Origin of the sequence: Nocardia sp. NPDC051052 (assembly GCF_044456045.1) — a bacterium.
Lineage (GTDB): Bacteria > Actinomycetota > Actinomycetes > Mycobacteriales > Mycobacteriaceae > Nocardia.
Map to the genome: position 1 here is coordinate 222,402 of NZ_JBITFL010000012.1, position 25,326 is coordinate 247,727.

Here is a 25,326-nt window from a genome sequence, read left to right on the forward strand (position 1 = left end):
GGCGCAGTGCCCACTCGAGGTGTACACCCGCCAAGACCATAGGATAGAGACTCGTGACTCCAGCTGACCTTGCAGATCTCCTTCGCGCCACTGCGGCGAAGGTGCTTGTCGAACGCGGACTGGACCCCGCGGTCCTGCCCGACGAGGTCACTGTCGAGCGCCCCCGCAACCCCGAACACGGTGACTATGCCACGAATGTGGCGATGAAGGTCGCGAAAAAGGCAGGCGCGAATCCGCGCGATCTGGCGGCCTGGCTCGCCGACGCGCTGAGCGCGGCCGACGAGGTGGCCTCCGCCGAGGTGGCCGGGCCCGGCTTCCTGAACATCCGGCTCGCCGCGTCCGCGCAGGGCGCGATCCTGGAGCAGGTGCTCGCCGCCGGGACCGAGTACGGCAGCTCGGCGGCGCTGCAGGGCACCCGGATCAACCTGGAGTTCGTCTCGGCCAACCCGACCGGGCCGGTACATCTCGGCGGCACCCGATGGGCCGCGGCAGGCGACGCGCTCGGCCGGATACTGGCCACGCAGGGCGCCGACGTGGTGCGCGAGTACTACTTCAACGATCACGGCGCGCAGATCGAGCGGTTCGCCAGGTCGCTGGTCGCGGCGGCGATCGGCGCGCCGACCCCGGACGACGGCTACGCGGGCGCCTACATCGGCGAGATCGCGAGCACGATCGTGGCCGCGCATCCGCAGGCGCCCGCGCTGCCCGAGGACGAGCGGCAGGAGCTGTTCCGCGCCGAGGGCGTCGAGCTGATGTTCGCGCAGATCCGGCAGTCGCTGCACGAGTTCGGCACGGACTTCGACGTGTTCTTCAACGAGAGCTCGCTGTTCGAGTCCGGTGCGGTAGAGCAGGCCGTCGCGAAGCTGAAGGGTTCCGGCGACCTTTACGAAAAAGACGGCGCCTGGTGGATCGCGAGTTCCGAATACGGGGACGATCAGGATCGCGTTGTCATCAAAAGCGACGGCAAGCCCGCTTATGTCGCGGGCGATATCGCCTACTTCCAGAACAAGCGGGATCGCGGATTCGATCTGTGCATTTACATGCTCGGCGCCGACCATCACGGCTATATCGGTCGGTTGAAGGCGATCGCCTCGGTTTCCGGCGATGATCCGGCCACCGTCGAGGTGCTGATCGGGCAGATGGTGAATCTGCTCAAAGACGGTGTCGCCGTGAAAATGAGCAAACGTGCGGGCACCGTGGTCACCCTCGAGGATTTGGTCGACGCGATCGGCGTCGACGCGGGACGGTATGTGCTGGTTCGCTCCTCGGTGAATTCGAGCATCGACATCGACCTCGACCTGTGGACCAGCCAGAGCAGCGAAAACCCGGTCTACTACGTGCAATACGCGCACGCGCGGACCGCGTCGATCGCGCGCAATGCCGCCGACCTCGAATACGACAAGGTGACACCGGATCTCGCGCTGCTGACCTCCGACGAGGAGGGTGAACTGATTCGCACCCTCGGCGAGTACCCCAGGGTGGTGAGCAGTGCCGCCGGCCTGCGCGAGCCGCACCGGGTCGCCCGCTACCTGGAGGAGCTGGCCGGTACCTACCACCGCTTCCAGACCAACAAGAACCTGCGCGTGCTGCCCCTCGGGGACGAGCCCGTCAGCCCGACCAATGCCGCGCGCTTGGTGATGGTCAACGCGACCCGTCAGGTCCTCGCGAACGGCCTCGCCCTGCTCGGCGTCAGCGCACCGGAGCGCATGTGAACGGGCACAAGACTTTTCAGACGAGCGCCAGGGAGGACCTAGACGTGAGTGAGCGCAGCGAGCGAACTAACGATGCAGCCGCCTGCGCGGTCGCGACGGAGCCGAGCGCTAGCGAGGTGGAGTCGTGAGCGCGCATCCCGCTGGGCCTCGGCATGCCGAGATTCCGCACGCCCCTAATCTGCCGGAGCGTCCTCGTGACCCGCAGCAGCTGATCGATCTGCCCGCGAATGTCTGGCCGCGCAACGCCTCCCGCGACGCCGACGGCGTGGTCCGGTTGGCCGGTGTGCCGGTGCACGAGCTGGCCGCCGAATTCGGTACTCCGCTGTTCGTGATCGACGAGGACGACTTCCGTTCCCGCTGCCGCGACATGGTTCGCGCGTTCGGCCCGGACGCGCGAGTTCACTACGCGTCCAAGGCTTTTCTGTGCGGCGAGATCGCCCGCTGGATCCGCGACGAGGGCTTGTCGCTGGATGTGTGCTCCGGCGGCGAGCTCGCGGTGGCCCTGCACGCGGACTTCCCTGCTGAGCGAATCGCGTTGCACGGCAACAACAAATCGGCGACCGAGCTGGAAGCGGCCGTCGCCGCTGGTGTCGGCCACGTGGTGGTCGATTCGCTGATCGAGATCGAGCGACTAGAGGCCATCGCGGGCCGCGCCGGGGTGGTGCAGGACGTGCTGGTCCGGGTCACCGTCGGCGTGGAAGCCCATACGCACGAATACATTTCGACCGCGCACGAGGATCAGAAATTCGGCTTCTCGATCGCCGGTGGTGACGCCATGGAGGCGCTCGCGCGGGTCTTCGACGCGGACAACCTGCGCCTGGTCGGCCTGCACAGCCACATCGGCTCGCAGATCTTCGAGATCGACGGCTTCGAGATCGCCGCGCGCCGCATGCTGCGGTTGCTGCACGACGCCATCGAGAAGTTCGGCGTCGACCGCACCGCGCAGATCTCCACGCTGGATCTCGGTGGCGGACTTGGTATTTCGTACTTGCCGAGCGATGACCCGCCGCCGCTGGACGACTTCGCCGCGAAGGTGCGCGACCTGGTCGCCGCCGAGGCGGCCGCCATCGGCCTGCCGCAGCCGAAGATCGCGGTGGAGCCCGGCCGCGCCATTGCCGGGCCCGGCACGGTCACCCTGTACGAGGTCGGCACCATCAAGGACGTCTCGCTCGACGGCGGCCTGCGCAGGCGCTACGTCAGCGTCGACGGCGGCATGAGCGACAACATCCGCCCGGCGCTGTACCAGGCGGACTACGACTGCCGCCTGGTCTCCCGCTCCTCCGAGGCCGCCGCCGTGGTCGCGCGCGTCGTCGGAAAGCATTGCGAGAGTGGCGATATCGTTATCCGCGATACCTGGATGCCCGAAGACGTCGGCCCCGGCGATCTCGTCGCCGTCGCCGCGACCGGTGCGTACTGCTATTCGATGTCCAGCCGATACAACCAGCTGACCCGCCCCGCGGTGGTCGCGGTGCGTGACGGACAACCGCGACTCATCCTGCGCCGAGAAACGGTGGCGGACCTGCTCAGCTTGGAGGTGCAATGAACTCTGTATCGCGCAGCGATTCCATCGGGGGTGGTGGCCGGGCGGCGGGTGGGCCGAATCCCGCACAGACTTGGGGTAGAGATCAACCGATCGGCGTCGCCGTCCTCGGCATGGGCAATGTGGGCACGGAGGTCGTGCGGATACTGCGCGATCATTCCGACGACATGCGGTCGCGCGTCGGTGCGCCGCTGGTGCTGCGCGGCGTCGCGGTCCGCAATCTCGACAACGATCGCGGCCTCCCGCCGCACCTGCTGACCACCGACGCCGACGCCCTGGTCGCCCGCGACGACGTGGACCTGGTGGTCGAGGTGATCGGCGGCATCGACCCGCCGCGTCGCCTGATCCTGGCCGCGTTGAACGCCGGCAAATCCGTGGTGACCGCGAACAAGGCGCTGCTGGCCGACTACACCGGCGAACTCGCGGCAGCCGCCGAACGCAGCCGCGCCGACCTCTACTTCGAGGCCGCGGTGGCCGGCGCCATCCCGGTGGTCCGTCCGCTCATCCAGTCGCTGGCCGGTGACCGGGTCAACCGGGTGGTCGGCATCGTCAACGGCACCACCAACTTCATCCTTTCCGCGATGGACGAGACCGGCGCCGACTACGAGGTCACCCTGAAGGAGGCCACCCGCCTCGGTTACGCGGAGGCCGATCCGACCGCCGATGTCGAGGGCTACGACGCCGCCGCCAAGGCCGCGATCCTCGCCTCGCTCGCGTTCCACACCCGGGTCACCGCGGCCGACGTGTACCGCGAGGGCATCTCCAAGATCAGCTCCGAGGATCTGGAGACGGCGTCCGCGCTGAACTGCACGGTCAAGCTGCTCGCCATCTGCGAGCGGGTGCCCGCCGGACCGGGTGAGCCGACGGTGGCCGAAGGCGGCAAGGATCGCGTTTCGGTGCGCGTTTACCCGGCCCTGGTGCCGCGTAAGCATCCGCTGGCCGCCGTGAGTGGCGCGTTCAACGCGGTGGTCGTCGAGGCGGAGAACGCCGGACGGCTGATGTTCTACGGACAGGGTGCGGGCGGCGCGCCGACCGCCTCCGCGGTGCTCGGCGATCTGGTGATGGCCGCGCGCAACAAGTTCTACGGTGGCCGCGCTCCCGGCGAATCGGTTTATGCTGAGCTACCGATCGCGCCGATCGGCGATACGCCCACCCGCTATCACGTGAACCTGCAGGTGGCAGACCGTCCCGGGGTACTTGCCGCGGTGGCGGGCGAATTCGCCAAGCACGGGGTGAGCATTTCGACCGTCCGCCAAGAGGGGCACGGCACGGGTGCTCGCTTGGTCGTGGTTACCCACCACGCCGTGGAATCTGCGCTCGCGGACACCGTCGCCGCCCTCGGCGAGATGGAATCCGTCACATCGATCACCAGTGTTCTGCGATTGGAAGGCACCGAAGAATGAGTACGTCCAGTGGTCGGCAGACGGCGGCCGGCGTGGCGCCGCAAGCCGGAGTGCACTCCCGCTGGCCCGGCCTGATCGCGGCCTACCGCGATCGGATCGCGGGCGCGGCGGAGTGGGAGCCGGTCACCCTGTACGAGGGCGGCACGCCGCTGGTGCCCGCGCCGCACCTGTCCGAATTGACCGGGTGTGACGTTTATCTCAAGGTCGAGGGGCTGAACCCGACCGGCTCGTTCAAGGACCGCGGCATGACGGTCGCGATCACCGACGCCAAGTACCAGGGTCAGCAGGCGGTGCTCTGCGCGTCCACCGGCAACACCTCGGCATCGGCCGCGGCCTACGCGACCCGCGCCGGCATGACCTGTGCCGTGCTGATCCCGCAGGGCAAGATCGCGATGGGCAAGCTGGCCCAGGCGGTGATGCTCGGCGCCAAGATCATTCAGGTGGACGGCAACTTCGACGACTGCCTGGAACTTGCCCGCAAGGTCACCTCGGACTTTCCCAGCATCGGCCTGGTCAACTCGGTGAACCCGGCCCGCATCGAGGGGCAGAAGACCGCCTCGTTCGAGATCTGCGACGTGCTCGGCAAGGCCCCCGACGTGCACGCGCTGCCGGTGGGCAACGCGGGCAACATCACCGCGTACTGGCGTGGCTACCGCGAGTACTACGCCGACGGCATCACCACCCAGCTGCCGCGCATGCTCGGCGTGCAGGCCGCGGGCGCCGCGCCGCTGGTCAACGGCGCCCCGGTGCGCAATCCGGAGACCATCGCGACGGCCATCCGGATCGGCGCGCCCGCGTCCTGGAACGGCGCGATGGCGGCCAAGGAGGAGTCCGGTGGCGCGTTCCGCGCGGCCACCGACGACGAGATCCTGGCGGCCTATCGCCTGGTCGCGGCGCGCGAGGGCGTGTTCGTCGAGCCCGCGTCGGCGGCCAGCGTCGCAGGCCTGCTCGCCGCGCACCAGGAGGGCTGGCTGGATTCGGGCCTGACCGTGGTGTGCACTGTCACCGGCAACGGGCTCAAGGATCCCGACACCGCGCTGCTGGGAATGCCGCAGGTGCAGGCGATTCCGGTCGACCCGGTCGCGGTCGCCGCCGAACTAGAGCTGGCCTGAGTTGACCTCGCGCGAAGGCCAGTTATCGGTGCGCCCGCGGAACGCGAGCGTGAATCGCACTTTGCCCGCGGGCCTTTCGGTAATCGCGCGGGTGCCCGCGTCCACCGCGAACCTCGGTCCCGGGTTCGATTCGCTCGGTATGGCATTGGGGATCTACGACGAGATCGAGGTGCGCACTACCGATTCCGGGCTCACCATCCGGGTCGAGGGTGAGGGCGCCGACGATGTCCCCTGGGGCCCTTCACATCTCGTGGTGCGTGCGATCGAGCGCGGTCTCGAATCGGCGGGCGTCTGGGCCGACGGCCTCGATGTGGTGTGCCGCAACGTGATTCCGCACTCGCGCGGGCTCGGCTCCTCGGCCTCGGCGGTGGTCGGCGGGCTGGCCGCAGGCTGTGCCATCGCGGCGAAGTTCGATCCGGCACTTGCCGTGTCCACCGACCAATTGGTGCAGCTCGCAGCGGAATTCGAGGGTCACCCGGACAACGCGGCGGCCAGCGTGCTCGGCGGCATCGTGGTGTCCTGGACCGAGACCGACCGGGCCGCCGACATCGGCCAGGACGGCGTTCCGGTGGCCGAGCATCACGGCCGGGTCTACCGGGCCGTGCGGCTCGACCCGCATCCGTCGCTGCGGGCCTTTGTGCTCATTCCGGAAGAACGCTCGGCTACCGCGCACACCAGGGGTTTGCTGCCCGAGGTGGTGCCGCACGGCGACGCCGCGTTCAACGTCAGCCGGGCCGCGCTTGCGGTGGTGGCGCTGACCCAGCGTCCCGACCTGCTGATGCCCGCGACGGCCGACCGGCTGCACCAGGCCCAGCGTGCGCCCGCGCTACCGCTGACGACCACCTGGATTTCCCGGCTGCGTGCGGCGGGCATCGCGGCCGCCGTTTCGGGGGCAGGCCCCACCGTTTTGGCCCTGAGCACCGGCGAATTCCCCGCCGAACTCCGTGAACTCGCGGCCATGGACGGGTTGCGGGTGGTCGAACCGGGACTGGCCGACGGAGTCCTGACCGACTGTGTTTGAGCTGCGGCGCTCGCTCGGCACCCTGCGGTTACCCTCCGCTACCGCCGCCTTGTTTGACCACTCGCGCCGCGACGGCGCGTCTGGCTTGCCGAGATTCGCAATGGGCAGCTATCCTGAGCGAGTCCGTACATCGTGCGCATCAGACGCCGGTGCTTCATCAGGGCAATCGCTCCAGCAGGCTCCAGGCTCGAGCCTCCAGGCCATGGGGGTGCTGCGTAGCTGCGCAACTGGAATGATCACTCCCCACCTCACACCACCGGTGGCGAAGCGGACGGACGCATCCGAGTCCGGCAGAATGCCCGGACTGCGGGACGAACCCTCGAAACAGCACACGGCAATCGGGGGAAGGAAAGGATTTCCGTGACAGATACGGACCTGCTCGCAACACCCGGGGTGGAATCCAACCCAACATCTCCGGGGGACCGCGAAAGTGACTCCGGACAGATTTCGAAGATGAGCGAACAAACCGACGTCGCACGATCGGGGCTGACTGGAATGTTGTTGCCGCAGTTGCGCGCGCTCGCGGGGGAGCTCGGTATCCGAGGCACCTCCGGAATGCGCAAAGGCGATTTGATCGCCGCTATCAAGGAAAATCAGTCCGGGAAACCGGCCAAGGGTGAAAAGCCCGAAGGGGGACAGGCCAAGTCCGCGGTTTCCGCCAAGGCCGATACGCCCGGTAATACGGAAGCACCGGCTACTCAGCCGGCGCCCGCTCGGGCCGAACAGGGCACCCTCGACGTGGATACCGCCCCCGCGAAGCAGACTCCCGTCGTCGAGGCTGCCGCCCCGGCGAAGGAATCCGCACCCGTGAACTCGGCACCGGCCGAGACCACACCGTCCAACACGGCCGAATCCACCGAGGATGCCGGCCGCGATGGCGGTCAGCGTGGTCGTGGTCGGCAGCGGCGCGGCCGTGACCAGGCGCGATCCGGCGGCGGCGAGACCGCTTCAGCCGATGCGCGTGGTGACGAGCCGAAGCAGGACACCGAGCAGGGCGAGCGGCGCCAGCGCAATCAGTCGGGCGAGCGGAATCAGTCCGAGCGCAATCAGTCCGGCGAGCGTAATCAGTCCGGTGAACGCAATCAGGGTGAGCGTAATCAGGGCGAGCGCAATCAGTCCGGTGACCGCGCGCAGTCGGGTGAGCGTAATCAGTCCGGTGAGCGCGGCCAGTCCGGCGAGCGCAACAACCAGAACGGCAACGGCGGCGGCCGTAACAACGACCGCAATAACGCGCGCAACAACAATGACGACGATGACGGAGACGGTCGCGGGCGGCGGGGACGTCGATTCCGCGAGCGGCGTCGTGGTCGTGACCGCGAGCCGGGCACCGGTGGCGGCGAGGCGCGCGAGCTGGAGATCCGCGAAGACGACGTGCTTCAGCCGGTCGCGGGCATCCTCGACGTGCTGGACAACTACGCCTTCGTCCGGACCTCGGGCTACCTGGCCGGACCGAATGACGTCTACGTCTCGATGAACCTGGTGCGCAAGAACGGCCTGCGCCGCGGTGACGCGATCACCGGTGCGGTGCGCGCCCCGCGCGATGGCGAGCAGAACAACCAGCGACAGAAGTTCGATCCGCTGGTTCGCCTCGACACCGTCAACGGTGGCGACGTCGACGATTCGAAGCGGCGGCCCGAGTTCAGCAAGCTCACCCCGCTTTACCCGAACCAGCGGCTGCGCTTGGAGACTCAGCAGAACAAGCTGACCACCCGGGTCATCGACCTGATCATGCCGATCGGTAAGGGGCAGCGTGCCCTGATCGTCTCGCCGCCGAAGGCCGGTAAGACGACGATCATGCAGGACATCGCCAACGCCATCGCCATCAACAACCCCGAGGTCTACCTCATGGTTGTGCTGGTCGACGAACGTCCCGAAGAGGTCACCGACATGCAGCGTTCGGTGAAGGGTGAGGTCATTGCCTCGACCTTCGACCGGCCGCCGGGCGACCACACCTCGGTCGCCGAGCTCGCCATCGAGCGGGCCAAGCGACTGGTGGAAATGGGCAAAGACGTTGTGGTGCTGCTCGACTCGATCACTCGACTGGGTCGCGCGTACAACAACTCCTCGCCCGCTTCCGGTCGAATCCTGTCCGGTGGTGTCGATTCCACCGCGCTGTACCCGCCCAAGCGGTTCCTTGGCGCGGCGCGAAACATCGAGAACGGTGGCTCGCTCACCATCATCGCGACCGCGATGGTGGAGACCGGCTCCACCGGTGACACGGTGATCTTCGAGGAATTCAAGGGCACCGGTAACGCCGAGCTCAAGCTGGACCGCAAGATCGCGGAACGGCGCGTGTTCCCCGCGGTGGACGTCAACCCGTCCGGCACTCGTAAGGACGAGCTACTGCTCAACCCCGACGAGGCCGCGGTGCTGCACAAGCTGCGCCGCGTACTGTCCGGCCTGGACTCGCATCAGGCGATCGATCTGCTGATCGACCGTCTGAAGAAGTCCAAGAACAACCTCGAGTTCCTGATGCAGGTCAGCAAGACCGCGCCGGGCGCGCTCGACGAGTAAGTTCGCACGTTGTATTGCCGAGAGGGCCTCGCCGCTGCGGGGCCCTTTCGGCGTTCGCGGGCAGAAGAACATGAGACCGATTACGGCCGCGCCGCTGATCATGAAGCCGAGGATGATCGCCGATGTCGCCACTGCACTCCCCTCCGGAGCGGTGGTCGACGCGACGTAAACAGCGGTTCCCGGGGCGGCCGTGGTCGGGGTGTCCGGCAGGGCACACCAGCCGACCGCGACAGCGAGGATCAACAGACCGAAGATCGCCGACGCGACTCGGATGTTCACAAGTTCTCCCTTCGCTGGTCACGGCACGCCGTTGTGCAAGGTCTCAAACTCTATGAACGAAGCTGTTCGCATACCTGAGTAGCCAACTACCCGTCTTCAGGGTTCCTGAGACACCGGCGAAGCGCGTGCCCGAACTTCCTGGGGCGGCGACGATGGGGGGAGTACCTAGGGCGGGAACAAACCACTAGCCGGGGGTGTTTTGGGAGCGTAGGGACTGTTCTGGCATACTGAACGGTCGTTGCGTCTGCTCTGTTTCGAGCAGACCTCCCGCCTAAGTCGGCTCCGGTTCACGTTCGGTGCGATTCCCGCGCGAGCGACCCGGCGGCCAATATCGAGAGGACACCCATGAAGGCAGGAATTCACCCCACGTATGTCGAGACCACGGTCGTCTGTGGTTGCGGCAATACGTTCCAGACTCGCAGCACCAAGGAGTCGGGACACATCAACGTCGAGGTTTGCTCGCAGTGCCACCCGTTCTACACGGGCAAGCAGAAGATCCTCGACACCGGTGGCCGCGTGGCCCGCTTCGAGGCTCGCTACGGCAAGCGCGCGGGCAAGAAGGCCGACGCGGACGACGCCGCAGCCAACTAGCTTCCTCGCCGACGCCCGGTCCTGCTCAGCAGGCCGGGCGTCGGTGTTTTGTATGCGGCCTCGAGCCTTCGCTCTCGCAAGCGCTCCGAGGAGTCCTTTCGACAGGCAATACAGAAAGAGGAAGCGCCGTGACGCAACCGTCCGCGATCGACGACATTCTGGCTGAGCACGCTGGCCTGGAAACGCAGCTGTCCGATCCGGCGCTGCACAATGATCCGGGCGCGGCCCGCCGGGTCGGCAAGCGATTCGCCGAGCTCGCGCCGGTCATGGCCACCTACACCAAGCTGAAGTCCGCCCGCGACGATCTGGCCGCCGCGCAGGAACTCGGTGCCGACGACGCGGCCTTCGCCGCCGAGATCCCGGACCTGGAGCGTCAGGTCGCCGAGCTGGAGCAGACCCTCGCGGACCTGCTCGCCCCGCGCGACCCGCACGACGGCGACGACGTGGTGCTCGAGGTGAAATCCGGTGAGGGCGGCGAGGAATCGGCGCTGTTCGCCGCCGACCTGGCCCGCATGTACGTCCGCTATGCCGAACGGCACGGCTGGAAGGTCGAGATCCTCGACGTCACCGTGTCCGATCTGGGCGGCTACAAGGACGCGACGCTGTCGATCAAGAGCCGCGACGCCGCGCGCGACGGGGTGTGGTCGCGATTCAAGTTCGAGGGCGGCGTGCATCGGGTGCAGCGCGTCCCGGTGACCGAATCGCAGGGCCGCATCCACACCTCCGCCGCCGGTGTCTTGATCTACCCGGAACCCGACGAGGTCGAGGCGGTGCAGATCGACGAGACCGACCTGCGCATCGACGTCTACCGTTCCTCCGGCAAGGGCGGTCAGGGCGTCAATACCACCGACTCCGCCGTTCGCATCACCCACCTGCCCTCCGGCATCGTGGTGACCTGCCAGAACGAGCGTTCGCAGCTGCAGAACAAGGCCCGCGCCATGCAGGTGCTCGCCGCCCGGCTGCAGGCACTCGCCGAGGAACAGGCCGACCAGGAAGCCGCGGCGGGCCGGGCCAGCCAGATCCGCACGGTGGACCGCTCCGAGCGCATCCGCACGTACAACTTCCCGGAGAACCGGATCGCCGACCACCGCATCGGTTTCAAGGCACACAACCTGGATGCCGTGCTGGATGGCGAGCTGGATCCGCTGCTCGACGCCCTCGGCAAGGCCGACCGCGAAGCTCGAATGGCCGCGGAGTGAGCCGCGTAGCGCTGCGCCCTGCCATCAACGACGCCATCGAGACGCTTGGCGCGGCGGGGGTGCACAGCCCGCGGGCCGACGCGGAGCAGTTGGCCGCGCATGTGCTCGGGGTCGAGCGCAGCAGGCTGGCGCTGACTCCGCTCGTCGCGCCGGAGACGGTGACCGAGTACCGCGCGCTGGTTGCTCGACGGGCACAGCGAATTCCGTTGCAGCACTTGACCGGAACCGTGGCGATGGGGGAGATCGACCTGGCGGTGGGGCCCGGCGTCTTCATTCCGCGGCCGGAGACCGAGCTGCTGTTCGCCTGGGCGCTGGCTCAGCTCGAGGCGCTGCCGCACGACCACCCACCGGTCGTCGTCGACCTGTGCACCGGCTCCGGCGCGCTGGCGCTGGCCATCGCACACGCGCGCCCCGACGCCGAGGTGCACGCGGTAGAACTCGATCCGGCGGCCTTACAGTGGGCCCGCCGCAATGCCGACCAGTGCATCGCCGACGGTGACACCGCGATCACCCTGCACGCCGACGACGTCACCGACCCGAATCTGCTGACCGAACTCGACGGCCGAGTCGACCTCGTGGTGTCCAACCCGCCCTACATTCCCGACGGCGCGCAGTTGGATCCCGAAGTCGCCGAACATGATCCACACCTGGCGCTGTTCAGCGGTCCCGACGGCCTCGACGTCATCCGCGCGATGATCCCCGCCATCACCCGCCTGCTGCGCACCGGCGGCGCCACCGCGATCGAACACGACGACGCCAACGGCGCGGACCTCGCCGCCCTGCTCGGCAAACACGGTGACTTCACCGACATCGTCGAACACCCCGACCTCGCGGGCAAGCCGCGGTTCGTCGCCGCGACGCGCGCCCAGCACTGATCTCCACCCGGTGTAGGCGTCGAGCCCACCGTTATGCCAAGGTAGCAACTGATTTCCGACCATTGCCTCACCGCCGGCCGCTTCTGTGACGGGTGAAGCACCTAGGCCTGGCCAAGAGGCCCGGAGAGGCGGATTAGCATGGTGCCCGTGAGTACCGTCTACGACTGCGCGGATCCCGATACGCGCGCCGCCGGACTGACCGCAGCCACCAGTGCCCTGAAATCCGGGCGACTCGTCGTGCTGCCTACCGACACGCTCTATGGCCTGGCCGCGGACGCTTTCGACGCCACCGCGGTGAGCTCGCTGCTCGCCGCCAAGCGTCGCGGCCGCGATATGCCGGTGCCGGTGCTGGTCGGTTCCTGGCACACCATCGACGGCCTGGTCTTCTCGGTGCGCCCGCAGGCCCGTGAGCTGATCCGGGCGTTCTGGCCGGGCGGCCTGAGTCTCGTTGTGCAGCAAGCCCCTTCGCTCGCCTGGGATCTCGGCGACACGCGCGGCACCGTGATGCTCCGGATGCCGCTGCACCCGGTCACCCTGGAACTGCTCCGCGAGGTCGGCCCGCTGGCCGTGTCCAGCGCCAACGTCTCCGGCCAGCCGCCGGCCAAGACCGCCGCCGAGGCGCGCGATCAACTGGGCGACCTCGTCAGCGTCTACCTGGATGGCGGCCCGGCCGATCATGCCGTCGCCTCCACCATCGTCGACCTCACCGCCGACCAGCCGCGCATCCTGCGCGAGGGCGCGGTACCCATCGGCGACATCGCCGACGTGCTCGGCATGTCACCGGAGGCGCTGACCGGCGCCTCCACCCGATGATCGGTGGGTGCCGCGGATGACCGGTTCGGGTGCAGTCGTCCCGCTACGGGAACTATTGCTCGTCCTGCTCATCTCCGCGGTCGTGACCTTCCTCGCCACCGGCGGAATCCGGGTGCTCGCCATCGGATTCGGCGCCGTGGCGGTGCCGCGCGAGCGTGACGTGCACGTCAAGCCGATTCCGCGGATGGGCGGTGTCGGCATCTACGTCGGGGTGGTCGCGGCGATGCTGTTCGCGTACCGGCTTCCCGCGCTGCGTCGCGGCTTCGACTACACCCCGAACATTCCGCTCGCGGTGCTGGTGGCGAGCACGATCATCGTCGCGGTCGGCATCGTCGATGACCGGTGGGGCCTGGACGCGCTGACCAAGTTCGCCGGACAGGTGACCGCGGCGGGCGTGATGGCCGTGATGGGTTTGAGCTGGTACAGCATCTACAACCCGTTCAACAACACCACGGTGTTTCTGGACGCGCTGCAAGGCGGTCTCGTCACGGTGGCGGTCACCGTGACCCTGGTCAACGCGATGAACTTCGTCGACGGGCTCGATGGGCTCGCGGCCGGGCTCGGATTGATCGCGGCGGTCGCGGTTTTCGTGTTCGCGATCGGCTTGATGAACGAACAGGGCGGCTCGGTCGATACCTACCCGCCCGCGCTGCTCGCCGCCGCGCTGGCCGGTGCCTGTGTCGGTTTCCTGCCGCACAATTTTCAGCCGGCCCGAATATTCATGGGCGACTCCGGCTCGATGCTGATCGGGCTGGTCCTCGCCGCCGTCTCCACCAGCGCGTCGGGGCGCATTCCGCTGCAGGGCTTCGGGACCCGCGACATCGTCGGTCTGCTCTCGCCGCTGCTGCTGGTCGGCGCGGTCATGTTCATTCCGGTGCTCGATCTGGTGCTGGCGATCATCCGGCGGGTCCGTGCTGGTGTGAGCTTCTCCACTCCGGACAAGATGCACCTGCACCACCGATTGCTGCAGATCGGGCATTCGCACCGGCGCGTGGTGTTGCTCATCTATTTATGGGTCGGCATCCTCGCGTTCGGTGCGGTCGGCACCGCATTGATGAACCTCACACTGGTTGTGCTGCTGGTAGCGGGTGGGCTGGTCTTCGCGCTGGTGGTGACCGCCATTCCCGGGCTGCGCCGCGGGGAGGCAGCGGGGGACCGGCCACCGTCCGGGTAAGGTTCGCGAATGTGAACTTCACTCCGACTCCGGTCCCCGGTCCCGACGCCCCGCTGAAGGCGGCGTTGCGCTACGGCTTGATCGGTTTGGGCGTGTTGGTGGTGTTGTCCGTCGCGATTGGTGCCGCGGCCGCGGGCACGCCGGGCCTGTGGGGCGCGTTGCTCGGCTCGGCGATCGGCGGCGGCTTCATTTTGACCACCGCCGCGGTGGTGTTGTTCGGCGCGAAATTGCCGCCGTCGACGGCGGGCATGGTGATGTTGGCCAGCTGGGTCGGTAAAATGCTGGTTGCCCTTTTGGTCATAGCAATACTGAATCAATTCGACTTTTATGACCGAATGGTCCTTTTCTTGACCGTGATCGGCGCGCTCGTCATCGTGCTCGGCGCGGAGACGTATGGCGTTGTCAGACAGAAGGTTCCGTACGTGACGGTGCCGGATGCGACCCCGGATTCGCCGACTCGGGAAGATTGATCCCCACCCACCTACACGCTGTCGTAGATAACTTGGTAAAGTGTTGGTAAGCAAGCAACCAAGCGAGGGGGGATCGTCAAGATCCCTCCGAGTGCCGCTATGCTTACTGCCGTGCCGGGCTCTGAGGGTTCCGGTTCTGCATGTCGACGATGTCGCCGACACACGTACAGACGCCAGGTGGAATCAAAACCCGCCGCACAGCTGCTGACGAACTTCGAGCCGACCTGAGTCGACCCAAATTGATCGTCAATGTCCGATCGAACCGTGGGATCAACCGAACCCGCGGCCCGAACACGGGAGAGAACGCTGAGCGTCACCACTTTGGCGGGCGAGTTCCACGCGCCATCGCTGTCCGACTTCTTCCCTCCAGCGCTGCTGTTCGAGGGTACGCCGTTCGAGCTCGATCGTTTGATGCTTATCAGGCTGATCATGTCGGCGGTCCTGATTGTCGTGATGATGCTGGCTTTCCGGAATCCCCGTCTCGTCCCGCGCGGACTGCAGAACATCGCCGAAACCGGCCTGGTGTTCGTCAAGGAGCAGATCTGCGACGAGATCCTCGGTAAGGAAAGCGGTCGCAAGTACTTTCCGCTGATCGCGACAATCTTCTTCTCGGTGCTTTTTCTGAACTTCTCGAGCATCATTCCGGGCTTGAACATCTCGTCGAACGCCCGAGTCGGTTTTCCGCTGGTGCTGGCACTCATCGCCTACATCACGTTCAACTACGTGGGTATCAAGAAGTACGGGTTCTTCACGTACCTGCGCAGCAGCATCGTGGTGCCGAATGTGCCGCCCGTGCTGCATGTGCTGCTGATTCCGATCGAGTTCATCTCGACGTTCGTGCTGCGGCCGTTCACGCTGACCGTCCGACTCATGGCCAACATGCTGGCCGGACACATCATGCTGGTGCTCTTCTTCAGCTCGACCTGGTTCTTCTTGTTCGACGCCACCGCGTGGATGAAGGTGTTCTCGCCGTTCTCGCTGCTCGCGGGTCTCGGGTTCACGCTCTTCGAGCTCCTGGTCGTCTTCTTGCAGGCCTACGTTTTCGCCCTGCTGACCGCGGTCTACATCGGACTCGCGCAGCACGCGGATTCGCACTGACCCACAACTACCGGATACCTGCTACACACGCCGACCGGCGGGTGAGCAACAGAAAGGGAAATGGAACTCATGAGCCTCGCTTACTTGGCCCAGGAAGCCGCTTCGACCTCTGAGAAGATCAAGGGCTACGGCGCCATCGGCTACGGTCTCGCCGCCATCGGCCCCGGCATCGGCGTTGGCATCGTTGTCGGTAAGGCGATCGAGGGCATTGCCCGTCAGCCCGAGCTCCAGGGCACGATCCGTACCAACATGTTCCTCGGTATCGCGTTCACCGAGGCCCTCGCCCTGATCGGCCTTGTGGCCGGGTTCATCTTCTGATTGCCATGAACGGGCTTTCTGTGTTCGCCGCGGATGCTGGGGAAGACATCAACCCCCTCATCCCCGAGACATACGACATCGTGTGGTCGGTGGTCTGCATCGCGATCATCGGCGTCGTTTTCTACAAATATGTGATCCCGCGCGTGCTCAAGGTGCTCGATGAGCGCAGCGATAAGATCGAGGGCGGCATCGCTCGGGCCGAGGCCGCGCAAGAAGAGGCCCAGCTCACACTGCAGCAGTACCAGCAGCAGCTGGCCGAGGCGCGGCTGGAGGCATCGCGTATCCGTGAGGACGCGCGCACCCAGGGCCAGCAGATTCTCGCGCAGATGCGCGCGGACGCGCAGGCCGAAAGTGACCGCATCGTTGCCGCGGGCCACAGCCAGCTGGAAGCACAGCGCCAGCAAATCCTTACCGAACTGCGCTCCGAACTCGGCCATACCGCCGTAGATTTGGCCGAAAAGATTATCGGGCAGTCGGTTTCGGACGAAGCTAAGCAGGCGGCGTCGATCGAGCGGTTCCTGACCGAACTCGACGACGAGTCGAAGGCCGGCATCGGGGTCGGAAGGTAGCGACACGAAAGTGAGAAGCATGTACGCAGCGAGCCGCGAGGCCTGCGCCCGGTCTCGGGAGGCGCTCAGGGCCGCTCTGACCGGAAGCGACAGTGTCGCGGCCACAACGGGTTCCGAACTGTTCGCCGTTGTCGCCGTGCTGGACGACCAGCGTTCGCTGCGTGTTGCGCTCGCGGACGTGTCGGTGCCCGGCTCGGCCAGAGCCGAGCTCAGCGAGCGGGTCTTCGGCGGAAAGGTCAGCCCGGCCACCCAGGCCGTGTTGACCACCGCCGTTGCCCAGGACTGGTCTCGGACCGCCGACCTGGTCGACACCCTGGTATTGCTCGGGCAAGAAGCGTTGCTGGAGTCGGCGTCCGACACTGGTCGGCTCGACGCGGTCGAGGACGAGCTGTTCCGGCTCGGTCGGATCATCAGCGACAACCCCGACCTCGAGCAGGCCCTTTCCGATCGGACCAAGCCGGCCGAGGCGAAGCGGGAATTGATCGATCGCCTGCTCACCGGCAAGACCGAATCCATCACGCTAACCCTGGCTGAGCAGGTGGTGACCAGGCAGAAGACGGCAGTCGGGGTGGCATTCGACGAACTGTCCGACCTGGCCGCGGCCCGTCGCGACCAGATCGTGGCGCACGTGCGTGCGGCGATCGAACTGTCGGCGCAGCAGCGCGAGCGGCTCGCCGCCTCGCTGCATCGCATCTACGACAAGCCGATCCAGGTGCACGTACAGGTCGACCCGAGTCTGCTGAGCGGGCTCGTCGTACACGTCGGCGACGACGTGATCGACGGCAGCGCCATCGGCCGGCTCGAACGGCTGCGTCGGTCCCTGACCTGACGACGTCCTCATCCCCCCGACATTCGACACAGCGAGAGCAGGAAGAACATGGCGGAGCTGACGATCTCCTCCGACGAGATCCGTAGCGCGATCGAGAGCTACACGCAGAGCTACACCCCCGAGACCTCCATCGAAGAAGTCGGTGTTGTCACCGACACCGCCGACGGCATCGCGCATGTCAGCGGCCTGCCTTCGGCAATGGCCAATGAGCTGTTGGAGTTCCCGGGTGGCGTGCTCGGCGTGGCGCTGAACCTCGAAGACCGCTCGATTGGTGCGGTCATCCTCGGCGAGTACGCCGACCTCGAAGAGGGCCAGCAGGTCCGCCGGACCGGCGACGTGCTCTCCGTTCCGGTGGGCGACAACTTCCTCGGCCGCGTGGTCGACCCGCTCGGCCAGCCGATCGACGGCCTTGGCGAGATCGAGGCCGAAGAGCAGCGCGTGCTCGAGCTGCAGGCCGCCTCCGTGCTGGAGCGTCAGCCCGTCGAGGAGCCGCTGGCCACCGGCATCACCGCCATCGACGCCCTGACCGCGATCGGCCGTGGCCAGCGTCAGCTGATCATCGGCGACCGCAAGACCGGTAAGACCGCGGTCTGCATCGACGCGATCCTGGCGCAGAAGGCGAACTGGGATTCCGGCGACCCGGCCAAGCAGGTGCGCTGCATCTACGTCGCCGTCGGCCAGAAGGGTTCCACCATCGCGGGCGTCAAGTCCGCGCTGGAAGCCCGTGGCGCGCTGGAGTACACCACCATCGTCGCGGCCCCCGCGTCCGACTCCGCCGGCTTCAAATGGCTTGCGCCGTACACCGGTTCGGCCATCGGCCAGCACTGGATGTACCAGGGCAAGCACGTCCTCATCGTGTTCGACGACCTGACCAAGCAGGCCGAGGCGTACCGCGCCATCTCGCTGCTGCTGCGTCGCCCGCCGGGCCGCGAGGCGTACCCGGGTGACGTCTTCTACCTGCACTCCCGTCTGCTGGAGCGTTGCGCGAAGCTGTCCGACGAGCTGGGCGCCGGCTCGATGACCGGTCTGCCGATCATCGAGACCAAGGCCAACGACATCTCGGCGTTCATCCCGACCAACGTCATCTCGATCACCGACGGCCAGGTCTTCCTCGAGTCCGACCTGTTCAACAAGGGCGTCCGCCCGGCGATCAACGTCGGTACCTCGGTCTCCCGTGTCGGTGGCGCGGCCCAGACCAAGGGCATGAAGAAGGTCGCGGGCTCGCTGCGTCTGGAAATGGCGCAGTTCCGCGAGCTGGAGGCGTTCTCCGCGTTCGCCTCCGACCTCGATGCCGCGTCGCTGGCGCAGCTCGAGCGTGGCGCCCGCTGGGTCGAGCTGCTCAAGCAGGACCAGTACTCGCCGGTCGCCGTCGAGGATCAGATCGTCTCGATCTTCCTGGTCGACGACGGTCGCTTCGACTCGGTTCCGGTCGCCGACATCCGTCGCTTCAACAGCGAACTGCTCGAGCACCTGCACCGCGCCGCGGCCGACGCCTTCAAGTCGATCGAGGGTGGCAAGGTCCTCAAGGACGAGGCCGCCGACCAGATCAAGTCGGAGACCGACAAGTTCAAGCAGGGCTTCCTCGCCTCCGACGGCAGCCGTGTGGTGAATGAGGCCGAGGCGGCCGATCTCGAGCACGAAGAGGTCGAGACGCTGTCGGTCACCCGCAAGCACGTCGAGAAGTGACCCAGGTTCGGGACTGATGCGAGTAATTCGTAAAACCGACCGCGGCATGAGCGTCAGGCACGGAGGAGGCAGCTTGCGTAACCATGCAGTGCCCGTGAATGCCGCCATCCAACACAGCATGAAGGGAGTGTGACTGATGGCAAGTTTGCGTGAATTGCGCTCCCGCATTCGTGGTGTGAATTCGATCAAGAAGATCACCAAGGCCCAGGAGCTGATCGCGACCTCGCGAATCTCCAAGGCGCAGGCCAGGGTTGCGGCCGCCAAGCCGTATGCCGAGGAGATCACCAAGGTCCTCGGTGAACTGGCGAACGCGTCGAAGAACCTGACCCACCCGCTGCTGACCGAGCGCGCCGAGCCGCGCCGGGCGGCCGTGCTGGTGATCACCAGTGACAGCGGCATGGCCGGTGGCTACAACTCCAACGTGCTCAAGCGCGCCGAAGAGTTGATGCACACGCTGCGTGGCGAGGGCAAAGAGCCGGTGATCTACGTGATGGGCAGCAAGGGTGTCACGTACTACACCTTCCGCAACCGCGCCCCGGTCGCCTCGTGGACCGGGTTCTCGCAGCAGCCGAAGTACACCGATGCGTCGGCCGCCTGCAACCACCTGGTCGAGTCCTTCATGGCCGGTTCCGACGGCGTGGTTCCCGCGCCGAACGGCACCGCCGACATTCCGGGTGTCGACGAGCTGCACATCGTGTACACGCGGTTCGTGTCGATGCTGACGCAGACCCCGGAGGTGCGCCGGTTGGCGCCGATCCAGGTCAGCTATGTCGACGAGAACTTCGACATGGGTGCGGACTTCGTGTCCGATTCGCCGACGGCGGATGTGCACGCGCAGTACGAATTCGAGCCCGACGCCGATGTGCTGCTGGCGGCCCTGCTGCCGAAGTACATCAACACGCGTATCTACTCATCGTTGCTCGAGGCAGCGGCATCCGAGTCCGCGGCTCGGCGCACCGCAATGAAGGCAGCCACCGATAACGCCAACGACCTTGCCACGGATCTTTCCCGGCAGGCGAACTCGGTGCGGCAGGCCCAGATCACGCAGGAAATCAGCGAAATTGTCGGCGGCGTAAACGCGCTGGCTTCGAGCTCGGACCGCGACTAAGAAGCGCAGGAAGAGAAAAATGACCGCAGCAGTCACGCAAGACAACACGAGTCGGACCGGCGCAGACTCAGGTCGCGTCGTCCGAGTCATCGGCCCCGTCGTCGACGTCGAGTTCCCTCGGGGCTCGATCCCAGAGCTGTTCAACGCCCTGCACGCCGAGATCGCACTGACCTCGGTGGCAAAGACACTGACCCTCGAGGTCGCCCAGCACCTCGGCGACGGCATCGTGCGTTGCATCTCGATGCAGCCCACCGACGGCCTGGTCCGTAGCGCACCTGTCACCGACACCGGCAAGCCGATCTCGGTGCCGGTCGGCGACGTCGTCAAGGGCCACGTCTTCAACGCCCTCGGCGATTGCCTGGACAGCCCGGGTCTCGGCCGCGACGGCGAGCAGTGGGGCATCCACCGCAAGCCCCCGTCATTCGACCAGCTCGAGGGTAAGACCGAGATCCTGGAGACGGGCATCAAGGTCATCGACCTGCTCACCCCGTACGTGAAGGGTGGCAAGATCGGCCTGTTCGGTGGCGCCGGTGTCGGCAAGACCGTGCTCATCCAGGAGATGATCACCCGTATCGCGAAGGAGTTCTCCGGTACGTCGGTGTTCGCCGGCGTCGGTGAGCGCACCCGTGAGGGCACCGACCTGCACCTGGAAATGGAAGAGATGGGCGTCCTCCAGGACACCGCCCTCGTCTTCGGCCAGATGGACGAGCCGCCGGGCACCCGTATGCGCGTCGCCCTCTCGGCCCTCACCATGGCCGAGTACTTCCGCGACGTGCAGCACCAGGACGTGCTGCTGTTCATCGACAACATCTTCCGGTTCACCCAGGCCGGTTCCGAGGTGTCGACCCTGCTCGGCCGCATGCCCTCGGCCGTCGGTTACCAGCCGACCCTGGCGGACGAGATGGGTGAGCTCCAGGAGCGCATCACCTCGACCCGTGGTCGGTCGATCACCTCGCTGCAGGCGATCTACGTGCCCGCCGACGACTACACCGACCCGGCGCCGGCCACCACCTTCGCCCACCTCGATGCGACGACCGAGCTTTCCCGCCCGATCTCGCAGAAGGGCATCTACCCGGCCGTCGACCCGCTGACCTCGACGTCACGGATCCTCGAAGCGTCCATTGTTGGCGACCGGCACTTCGCCGTTGCCAACGAGGTGAAGCGAATCCTGCAGAAGTACAAGGAACTTCAGGACATCATCGCCATCCTCGGCATGGACGAGCTCTCCGAAGAGGACAAGGTCCTCGTCGGCCGGGCCCGTCGCCTGGAGAAGTTCCTCGGCCAGAACTTCATCGTGGCCGAGAAGTTCACCGGCCAGGTCGGTTCGGTGGTTCCGCTGGAGCAGACCATCGACGACTTCGACCGGGTCTGCAAGGGCGAGTTCGACCACTTCCCGGAGCAGGCGTTCAACAGCTGCGGTGGCCTCGACGATGTCGAGGCGGCCGCGAAGAAGATCGCCGGAAAGTAGTCCCGATGTCGGAAATGTCAGTTGATCTCGTCGCCGTCGAACGGCTGCTCTGGTCCGGCCAGGCAACGTTCGTCGCGGCGCAGACCACCGAGGGTCAGATCGGCATCATGCCGGGCCACGAGCCGCTGCTCGGTCAGCTGGTCGAGGGCGGCACGGTGGCCATCGTCTCCACCGACGGCGAGCGCATCGTCGCGGCGGTGCACGGCGGCTTCTTCTCGGTGACCGCGAGCACGGTCCGGATCCTGGCCGAGTCGGCGGAATTCGCCGACGAGGTGGATGTCGAGGCGGCCCGGCGGGTGCTGGCCGACTCGGCGGCCAGCGAAGAGGACCAGCTGGCGGCGCAGGCCCAGGTCCGCGCGGCCGAGCAGGCCGCGAACGCGTAAGCGACAACCGGATACAGAAAAACCAGACTGTCGGCGGCGAAGGGATCTTCGCCGCCGACAGTCGTCTTATAACGGCTGACGATCGTCTTAATACACGGCCCCCCAGTTTGTAAACTTGGTGTCGTGGTTGAATGACCGCGGGGTAGCGACAGAGCGAAGGGACGAACTGCATTGCAGACCGGGATGGTTCTCCTGATCATTCTGGTGCTCACGCTCGTGCTCCTGGCCCTCGCCTCGACCTATCGCCTGATCATGTTGCGGCGCGGCGGAACCGCCGCACTGCTGCGGGTGCTGCCCGCGCGGGGTGGTCAGGGTTGGCGACACGGACTCATCCGATACGACGAGGACCGAATGGTCTTTTTCAAGCTGACCAGCCTGAAACTCGGACCGGACTGCACAATTCACCGCCAAGGCATCGAGATCGGCGACCGGCGCGGACCCGTCGGCGACGAATACGACATCATGAGCGACGACATCGCGGTGATCGCGGTGACCGATCGGGACGGCAGCTACGAGCTGGCCCTGGATCGCGCGTCGCGGACCGCTTTTCTCTCCTGGGTGGAATCCCGCCCGTCCGACCGCACCCGCCGGATGCGTTAGTGGCGTAGGCACTGAACTTTGATACCCACTGATTTCGTCCGAACATGGGTAACTTGTCGGGTACGGGCTAACCCCGCCACTGACTTGCCGCCAGCCGCCGACGTTACTGTGGTGACACCTGGGTCTGGCCTGAAGACACGGAGAGGCGGAACAGTGAGTGTGCACCTGACGCGGATTTACACGCGTACCGGCGATGACGGGACCACGGGTCTCAGTGATTTTTCGCGGGTGGCGAAGACCGATCCGCGCCTGGTCGCGTACGCCGACTGCGATGAGACGAACGCCGCAATCGGGGTGGCCCTTGCGCTCGGCCAGCCTGAGGAGCAGTTGCGCGAAGTTCTGCTGCAGATACAGAACGATCTGTTCGATGCGGGGGCCGATCTGTCTACCCCTGTTGTCGCGGCGCCCGAGCACCCGCCGCTGCGCATCACCCAGCTCTACATCGATCGGCTCGAAGGCTGGTGCGATGAGTTCAATGCTGAACTGCCAGCATTGAATTCGTTCATTCTGCCGGGTGGCACACCGCTCGCGGCGTTACTGCACACGGCCCGCACCGTTGCCCGTCGCGCGGAGCGTTCCGCCTGGGCGGCCGTGCAGACACACCCGGACGATACGAACGTGTTGCCTGCCAAGTACCTCAACCGGCTGTCGGATCTGCTCTTCATCCTGAGCCGCGTGGCCAATCCGGGCGGCGATATCCTGTGGAAGCCCGGCGGAACCAGGTCGAGCACCTGATAATGCTCGAGACACGAGGACGCACGCCCTCGGGTTCATGGGTAACACCCCGGGTACACCCAGAACTCAGCCCGGCACCGGGCCGCCGGTCCGTAACCGAACTACCGTGGCACCCACTAGTGCGCTGAATACCCGGAGTGGCGGAACAGTGCCGCAACTATCCTTGCACCCAACAGTGCGCCGAATACGCGGAGAGGCGGCATGGAACGGTTTTTGGTTACCGGCGGGAATCGACTCGTCGGTGAAGTCGCGGTGGGGGGCGCCAAGAACAGCGTCCTCAAGCTGATGGCCGCCGCATTGCTGGCCGAGGGCACCACCACGATCACGAACTGCCCGGACATTCTCGACGTGCCGCTGATGGGTGACGTGCTGCGCGGCCTCGGCTGCGACGTCGCGATCGACGCCGGGGTCGTCACCATCGACACCCCGGCCGAACCCAAGTACCACGCGGACTTTCCCGCGGTGACGCAGTTCCGCGCGTCGGTCTGTGTGCTCGGCCCGCTGATGGCGCGCTGCAAGCGCGCGGTCGTCGCGCTCCCCGGCGGCGACGCGATCGGTTCCCGGCCACTCGACATGCACCAGGCCGGCCTGCGGTTGCTCGGTGCGACCAGCGAGATCGAGCACGGTTGCGTGGTCGCGCGGGCCGACGAGCTGCAGGGCGCCAAGATTCGGCTCGACTTCCCTTCGGTGGGTGCGACCGAGAACATCTTGATGGCCGCTGTCCTCGCCGAGGGCGAGACCGTCATCGACAACGCCGCGCGCGAACCCGACATCGTCGACCTGTGCAACATGCTGGTGCAGATGGGTGCCCGGGTTACCGGCGCCGGTACGTCTGTACTCACAGTGCAGGGCGTCAAGCGCCTCTCGCCGACTACGCATCGCGTGATCGGCGACCGCATCGTCGCCGCGACCTGGGGAATCGCCGCGGCGATGACCATGGGCGATGTCCGGGTGACCGGGGTCAACCCCAAGCATCTGTCGTTGGTACTGGACAAGCTGCGCTCGGCGGGCGCGCGTATCTCCTTCGAGCAGGACGGTTTCCGCGTCGTGCAGGCCGAGCGGCCGCGCGCGGTCAACTTCTCCACGCTGCCGTTCCCGGGTTTCCCGACCGACCTGCAGCCGATGGCGATCGGGCTGGCCGCGATCGCCGACGGCACGTCGATGATCACCGAGAACGTCTTCGAGGCGCGGTTCCGTTTCGTGGAAGAGATGATCCGGCTCGGCGCCGACGCGCGGACCGACGGTCATCACGCGGTGGTGCGCGGTATTCCGCGGTTGTCGAGTGCGCCGGTGTGGTCGTCCGATATTCGGGCCGGCGCCGGCTTGGTACTCGCCGGTCTGGTCGCCGACGGAACCACCGAAGTGCACGACGTCTTTCACATCGACCGCGGCTACCCGAATTTCGTCGAGCAACTGCAGGCTTTGGGCGGCGAAGTGAAGCGTGTCGGTGCGGCGGAATGATGTGTTAACGCCGAAAACGCTTCCTGACCAGCGGATTTGACATGGTGCACGCAGACACGTAACTTTATTCAAGTCAGAGCGACACGGACACCGACCCGGGGCCGAGGAGCTGAGCGGAAACGCTGAGCGAAGGCCAGGGAAACGAGGTAGTACGAGGAGCGCCTGACGCTCACACTGGCTCGACTGAGACCCCGATTTGGTTCTGGGGGAACGGCTGAGCTAAGCTGAATAAGTTGCCTCATCGATCAAGCGGACAAAGTCCGGGCGATGGTTTGTGCGTGTGTTCTTTGAGAACTCAATAGTGTGTCGATGAATGTCAGTGCCAATTGTTTAATTGGTTCCGGCCTCTCATACCCCCCGGTTGTTGA

General features: G+C 66.3%; 23 protein-coding genes. All 23 read left to right on the forward strand.

Annotated features, from left to right (window positions below; genetic code table 11):
* Positions 1–53: 53 nt before the first annotated feature.
* The 23 genes from argS (at position 54) to murA (ending at position 24,958) form a co-directional block, all read left to right on the forward strand.
* A complete protein-coding gene (gene argS, locus ACIBCN_RS34730) occupies positions 54–1,712 on the forward strand; it encodes an arginine--tRNA ligase (protein WP_396995947.1) in 1,659 nt (552 codons plus the stop codon).
* A gap of 124 nt (positions 1,713–1,836) precedes the next feature.
* Complete coding sequence (gene lysA / locus ACIBCN_RS34735; RefSeq protein ID WP_396995948.1) at positions 1,837–3,255, forward strand: diaminopimelate decarboxylase; 1,419 nt, start codon at positions 1,837–1,839, stop codon at positions 3,253–3,255.
* The gene (locus tag ACIBCN_RS34740) at positions 3,252–4,655 is read left to right on the forward strand and encodes a homoserine dehydrogenase (RefSeq protein ID WP_396995949.1); all 1,404 of its coding nucleotides are present in this window, start codon (positions 3,252–3,254) and stop codon (positions 4,653–4,655) included. Before lysA ends, ACIBCN_RS34740 begins: the two co-directional genes overlap by 4 nt.
* The gene (gene thrC / locus ACIBCN_RS34745) at positions 4,652–5,767 is read left to right on the forward strand and encodes a threonine synthase (protein WP_396995950.1); all 1,116 of its coding nucleotides are present in this window, start codon (positions 4,652–4,654) and stop codon (positions 5,765–5,767) included. Before ACIBCN_RS34740 ends, thrC begins: the two co-directional genes overlap by 4 nt.
* Positions 5,768–5,816: 49 nt before the next feature.
* On the forward strand, positions 5,817–6,788 hold the full coding sequence (thrB, locus tag ACIBCN_RS34750) for a homoserine kinase (protein WP_396995951.1): 972 nt from the start codon (positions 5,817–5,819) through the stop codon (positions 6,786–6,788).
* 360 nt (positions 6,789–7,148) lie between these two features.
* Entirely contained in the window at positions 7,149–9,302 is a 2,154-nt protein-coding gene (rho, locus tag ACIBCN_RS34755) for a transcription termination factor Rho (RefSeq protein ID WP_396995952.1), read from the forward strand.
* A gap of 624 nt (positions 9,303–9,926) precedes the next feature.
* Complete coding sequence (gene rpmE, locus ACIBCN_RS34760) at positions 9,927–10,172, forward strand: 50S ribosomal protein L31 (protein WP_396995954.1); 246 nt, start codon at positions 9,927–9,929, stop codon at positions 10,170–10,172.
* Between the two features lie 128 nt (positions 10,173–10,300).
* Entirely contained in the window at positions 10,301–11,371 is a 1,071-nt protein-coding gene (gene prfA / locus ACIBCN_RS34765; protein WP_396995955.1) for a peptide chain release factor 1, read from the forward strand.
* Positions 11,368–12,246: a peptide chain release factor N(5)-glutamine methyltransferase gene (gene prmC, locus ACIBCN_RS34770; protein WP_396995957.1), complete on the forward strand. Its 879-nt coding sequence runs from the start codon at positions 11,368–11,370 to the stop codon at positions 12,244–12,246. Before prfA ends, prmC begins: the two co-directional genes overlap by 4 nt.
* Positions 12,247–12,393: 147 nt before the next feature.
* Positions 12,394–13,059 (forward strand): L-threonylcarbamoyladenylate synthase, encoded by a 666-nt coding sequence (locus ACIBCN_RS34775; RefSeq protein ID WP_396995958.1) that lies wholly within the window; start codon positions 12,394–12,396, stop codon positions 13,057–13,059.
* Between the two features lie 16 nt (positions 13,060–13,075).
* A complete protein-coding gene (locus tag ACIBCN_RS34780) occupies positions 13,076–14,233 on the forward strand; it encodes a glycosyltransferase family 4 protein (RefSeq protein ID WP_396995959.1) in 1,158 nt (385 codons plus the stop codon).
* Positions 14,234–14,244: 11 nt separating this feature from the next.
* The gene (locus ACIBCN_RS34785; protein ID WP_396995960.1) at positions 14,245–14,703 is read left to right on the forward strand and encodes a hypothetical protein; all 459 of its coding nucleotides are present in this window, start codon (positions 14,245–14,247) and stop codon (positions 14,701–14,703) included.
* 249 nt (positions 14,704–14,952) lie between these two features.
* Positions 14,953–15,801: a F0F1 ATP synthase subunit A gene (atpB, locus tag ACIBCN_RS34790; RefSeq protein ID WP_396995961.1), complete on the forward strand. Its 849-nt coding sequence runs from the start codon at positions 14,953–14,955 to the stop codon at positions 15,799–15,801.
* Positions 15,802–15,870: 69 nt separating this feature from the next.
* Complete coding sequence (locus ACIBCN_RS34795) at positions 15,871–16,119, forward strand: ATP synthase F0 subunit C (RefSeq protein WP_396995963.1); 249 nt, start codon at positions 15,871–15,873, stop codon at positions 16,117–16,119.
* Between the two features lie 5 nt (positions 16,120–16,124).
* Positions 16,125–16,688: a F0F1 ATP synthase subunit B gene (locus ACIBCN_RS34800; protein ID WP_396995964.1), complete on the forward strand. Its 564-nt coding sequence runs from the start codon at positions 16,125–16,127 to the stop codon at positions 16,686–16,688.
* 19 nt (positions 16,689–16,707) lie between these two features.
* Positions 16,708–17,517, forward strand: coding sequence for a F0F1 ATP synthase subunit delta (locus ACIBCN_RS34805; protein ID WP_396995965.1), 810 nt, complete (start codon positions 16,708–16,710; stop codon positions 17,515–17,517).
* Between the two features lie 48 nt (positions 17,518–17,565).
* Complete coding sequence (gene atpA, locus ACIBCN_RS34810; RefSeq protein ID WP_396995966.1) at positions 17,566–19,203, forward strand: F0F1 ATP synthase subunit alpha; 1,638 nt, start codon at positions 17,566–17,568, stop codon at positions 19,201–19,203.
* Between the two features lie 136 nt (positions 19,204–19,339).
* Positions 19,340–20,311, forward strand: coding sequence for a F0F1 ATP synthase subunit gamma (locus ACIBCN_RS34815; RefSeq protein ID WP_396995967.1), 972 nt, complete (start codon positions 19,340–19,342; stop codon positions 20,309–20,311).
* A gap of 19 nt (positions 20,312–20,330) precedes the next feature.
* Positions 20,331–21,779 carry a F0F1 ATP synthase subunit beta gene (gene atpD / locus ACIBCN_RS34820; protein ID WP_396995969.1) on the forward strand — a complete coding sequence of 483 codons (1,449 nt, stop codon included), beginning with the start codon at positions 20,331–20,333 and terminating at the stop codon, positions 21,777–21,779.
* Between the two features lie 5 nt (positions 21,780–21,784).
* On the forward strand, positions 21,785–22,162 hold the full coding sequence (locus ACIBCN_RS34825; protein WP_396995970.1) for a F0F1 ATP synthase subunit epsilon: 378 nt from the start codon (positions 21,785–21,787) through the stop codon (positions 22,160–22,162).
* 183 nt (positions 22,163–22,345) lie between these two features.
* Complete coding sequence (locus tag ACIBCN_RS34830; protein WP_396995971.1) at positions 22,346–22,762, forward strand: DUF2550 domain-containing protein; 417 nt, start codon at positions 22,346–22,348, stop codon at positions 22,760–22,762.
* A 153-nt stretch (positions 22,763–22,915) separates the two neighbouring features.
* Positions 22,916–23,497, forward strand: coding sequence for a cob(I)yrinic acid a,c-diamide adenosyltransferase (locus tag ACIBCN_RS34835; RefSeq protein WP_396995973.1), 582 nt, complete (start codon positions 22,916–22,918; stop codon positions 23,495–23,497).
* A 201-nt stretch (positions 23,498–23,698) separates the two neighbouring features.
* Positions 23,699–24,958, forward strand: coding sequence for a UDP-N-acetylglucosamine 1-carboxyvinyltransferase (gene murA, locus ACIBCN_RS34840; protein ID WP_150407926.1), 1,260 nt, complete (start codon positions 23,699–23,701; stop codon positions 24,956–24,958).
* Positions 24,959–25,326 lie beyond the last annotated feature (368 nt).

Excerpts from the sequence above, each read along its gene's own strand:
- ACIBCN_RS34780 (WP_396995959.1), top strand. The coding sequence starts at position 13,076 with ATGACCGGTTCGGGTGCAGTCGTCCCGCTACGGGAACTATTGCTCGTC.
- ACIBCN_RS34805 (WP_396995965.1), top strand. The coding sequence starts at position 16,708 with ATGTACGCAGCGAGCCGCGAGGCCTGCGCCCGGTCTCGGGAGGCGCTC.
- rpmE (WP_396995954.1), top strand. The coding sequence starts at position 9,927 with ATGAAGGCAGGAATTCACCCCACGTATGTCGAGACCACGGTCGTCTGT.
- ACIBCN_RS34800 (WP_396995964.1), top strand. The coding sequence starts at position 16,125 with ATGAACGGGCTTTCTGTGTTCGCCGCGGATGCTGGGGAAGACATCAAC.
- atpD (WP_396995969.1), top strand. The coding sequence starts at position 20,331 with ATGACCGCAGCAGTCACGCAAGACAACACGAGTCGGACCGGCGCAGAC.
- ACIBCN_RS34830 (WP_396995971.1), top strand. The coding sequence starts at position 22,346 with ATGGTTCTCCTGATCATTCTGGTGCTCACGCTCGTGCTCCTGGCCCTC.
- ACIBCN_RS34815 (WP_396995967.1), top strand. The coding sequence starts at position 19,340 with ATGGCAAGTTTGCGTGAATTGCGCTCCCGCATTCGTGGTGTGAATTCG.
- murA (WP_150407926.1), top strand. The coding sequence starts at position 23,699 with ATGGAACGGTTTTTGGTTACCGGCGGGAATCGACTCGTCGGTGAAGTC.
- thrC (WP_396995950.1), top strand. The coding sequence starts at position 4,652 with ATGAGTACGTCCAGTGGTCGGCAGACGGCGGCCGGCGTGGCGCCGCAA.
- ACIBCN_RS34825 (WP_396995970.1), top strand. The coding sequence starts at position 21,785 with ATGTCGGAAATGTCAGTTGATCTCGTCGCCGTCGAACGGCTGCTCTGG.
- ACIBCN_RS34740 (WP_396995949.1), top strand. The coding sequence starts at position 3,252 with ATGAACTCTGTATCGCGCAGCGATTCCATCGGGGGTGGTGGCCGGGCG.
- ACIBCN_RS34795 (WP_396995963.1), top strand. The coding sequence starts at position 15,871 with ATGAGCCTCGCTTACTTGGCCCAGGAAGCCGCTTCGACCTCTGAGAAG.
- atpB (WP_396995961.1), top strand. The coding sequence starts at position 14,953 with ATGTCCGATCGAACCGTGGGATCAACCGAACCCGCGGCCCGAACACGG.
- atpA (WP_396995966.1), top strand. The coding sequence starts at position 17,566 with ATGGCGGAGCTGACGATCTCCTCCGACGAGATCCGTAGCGCGATCGAG.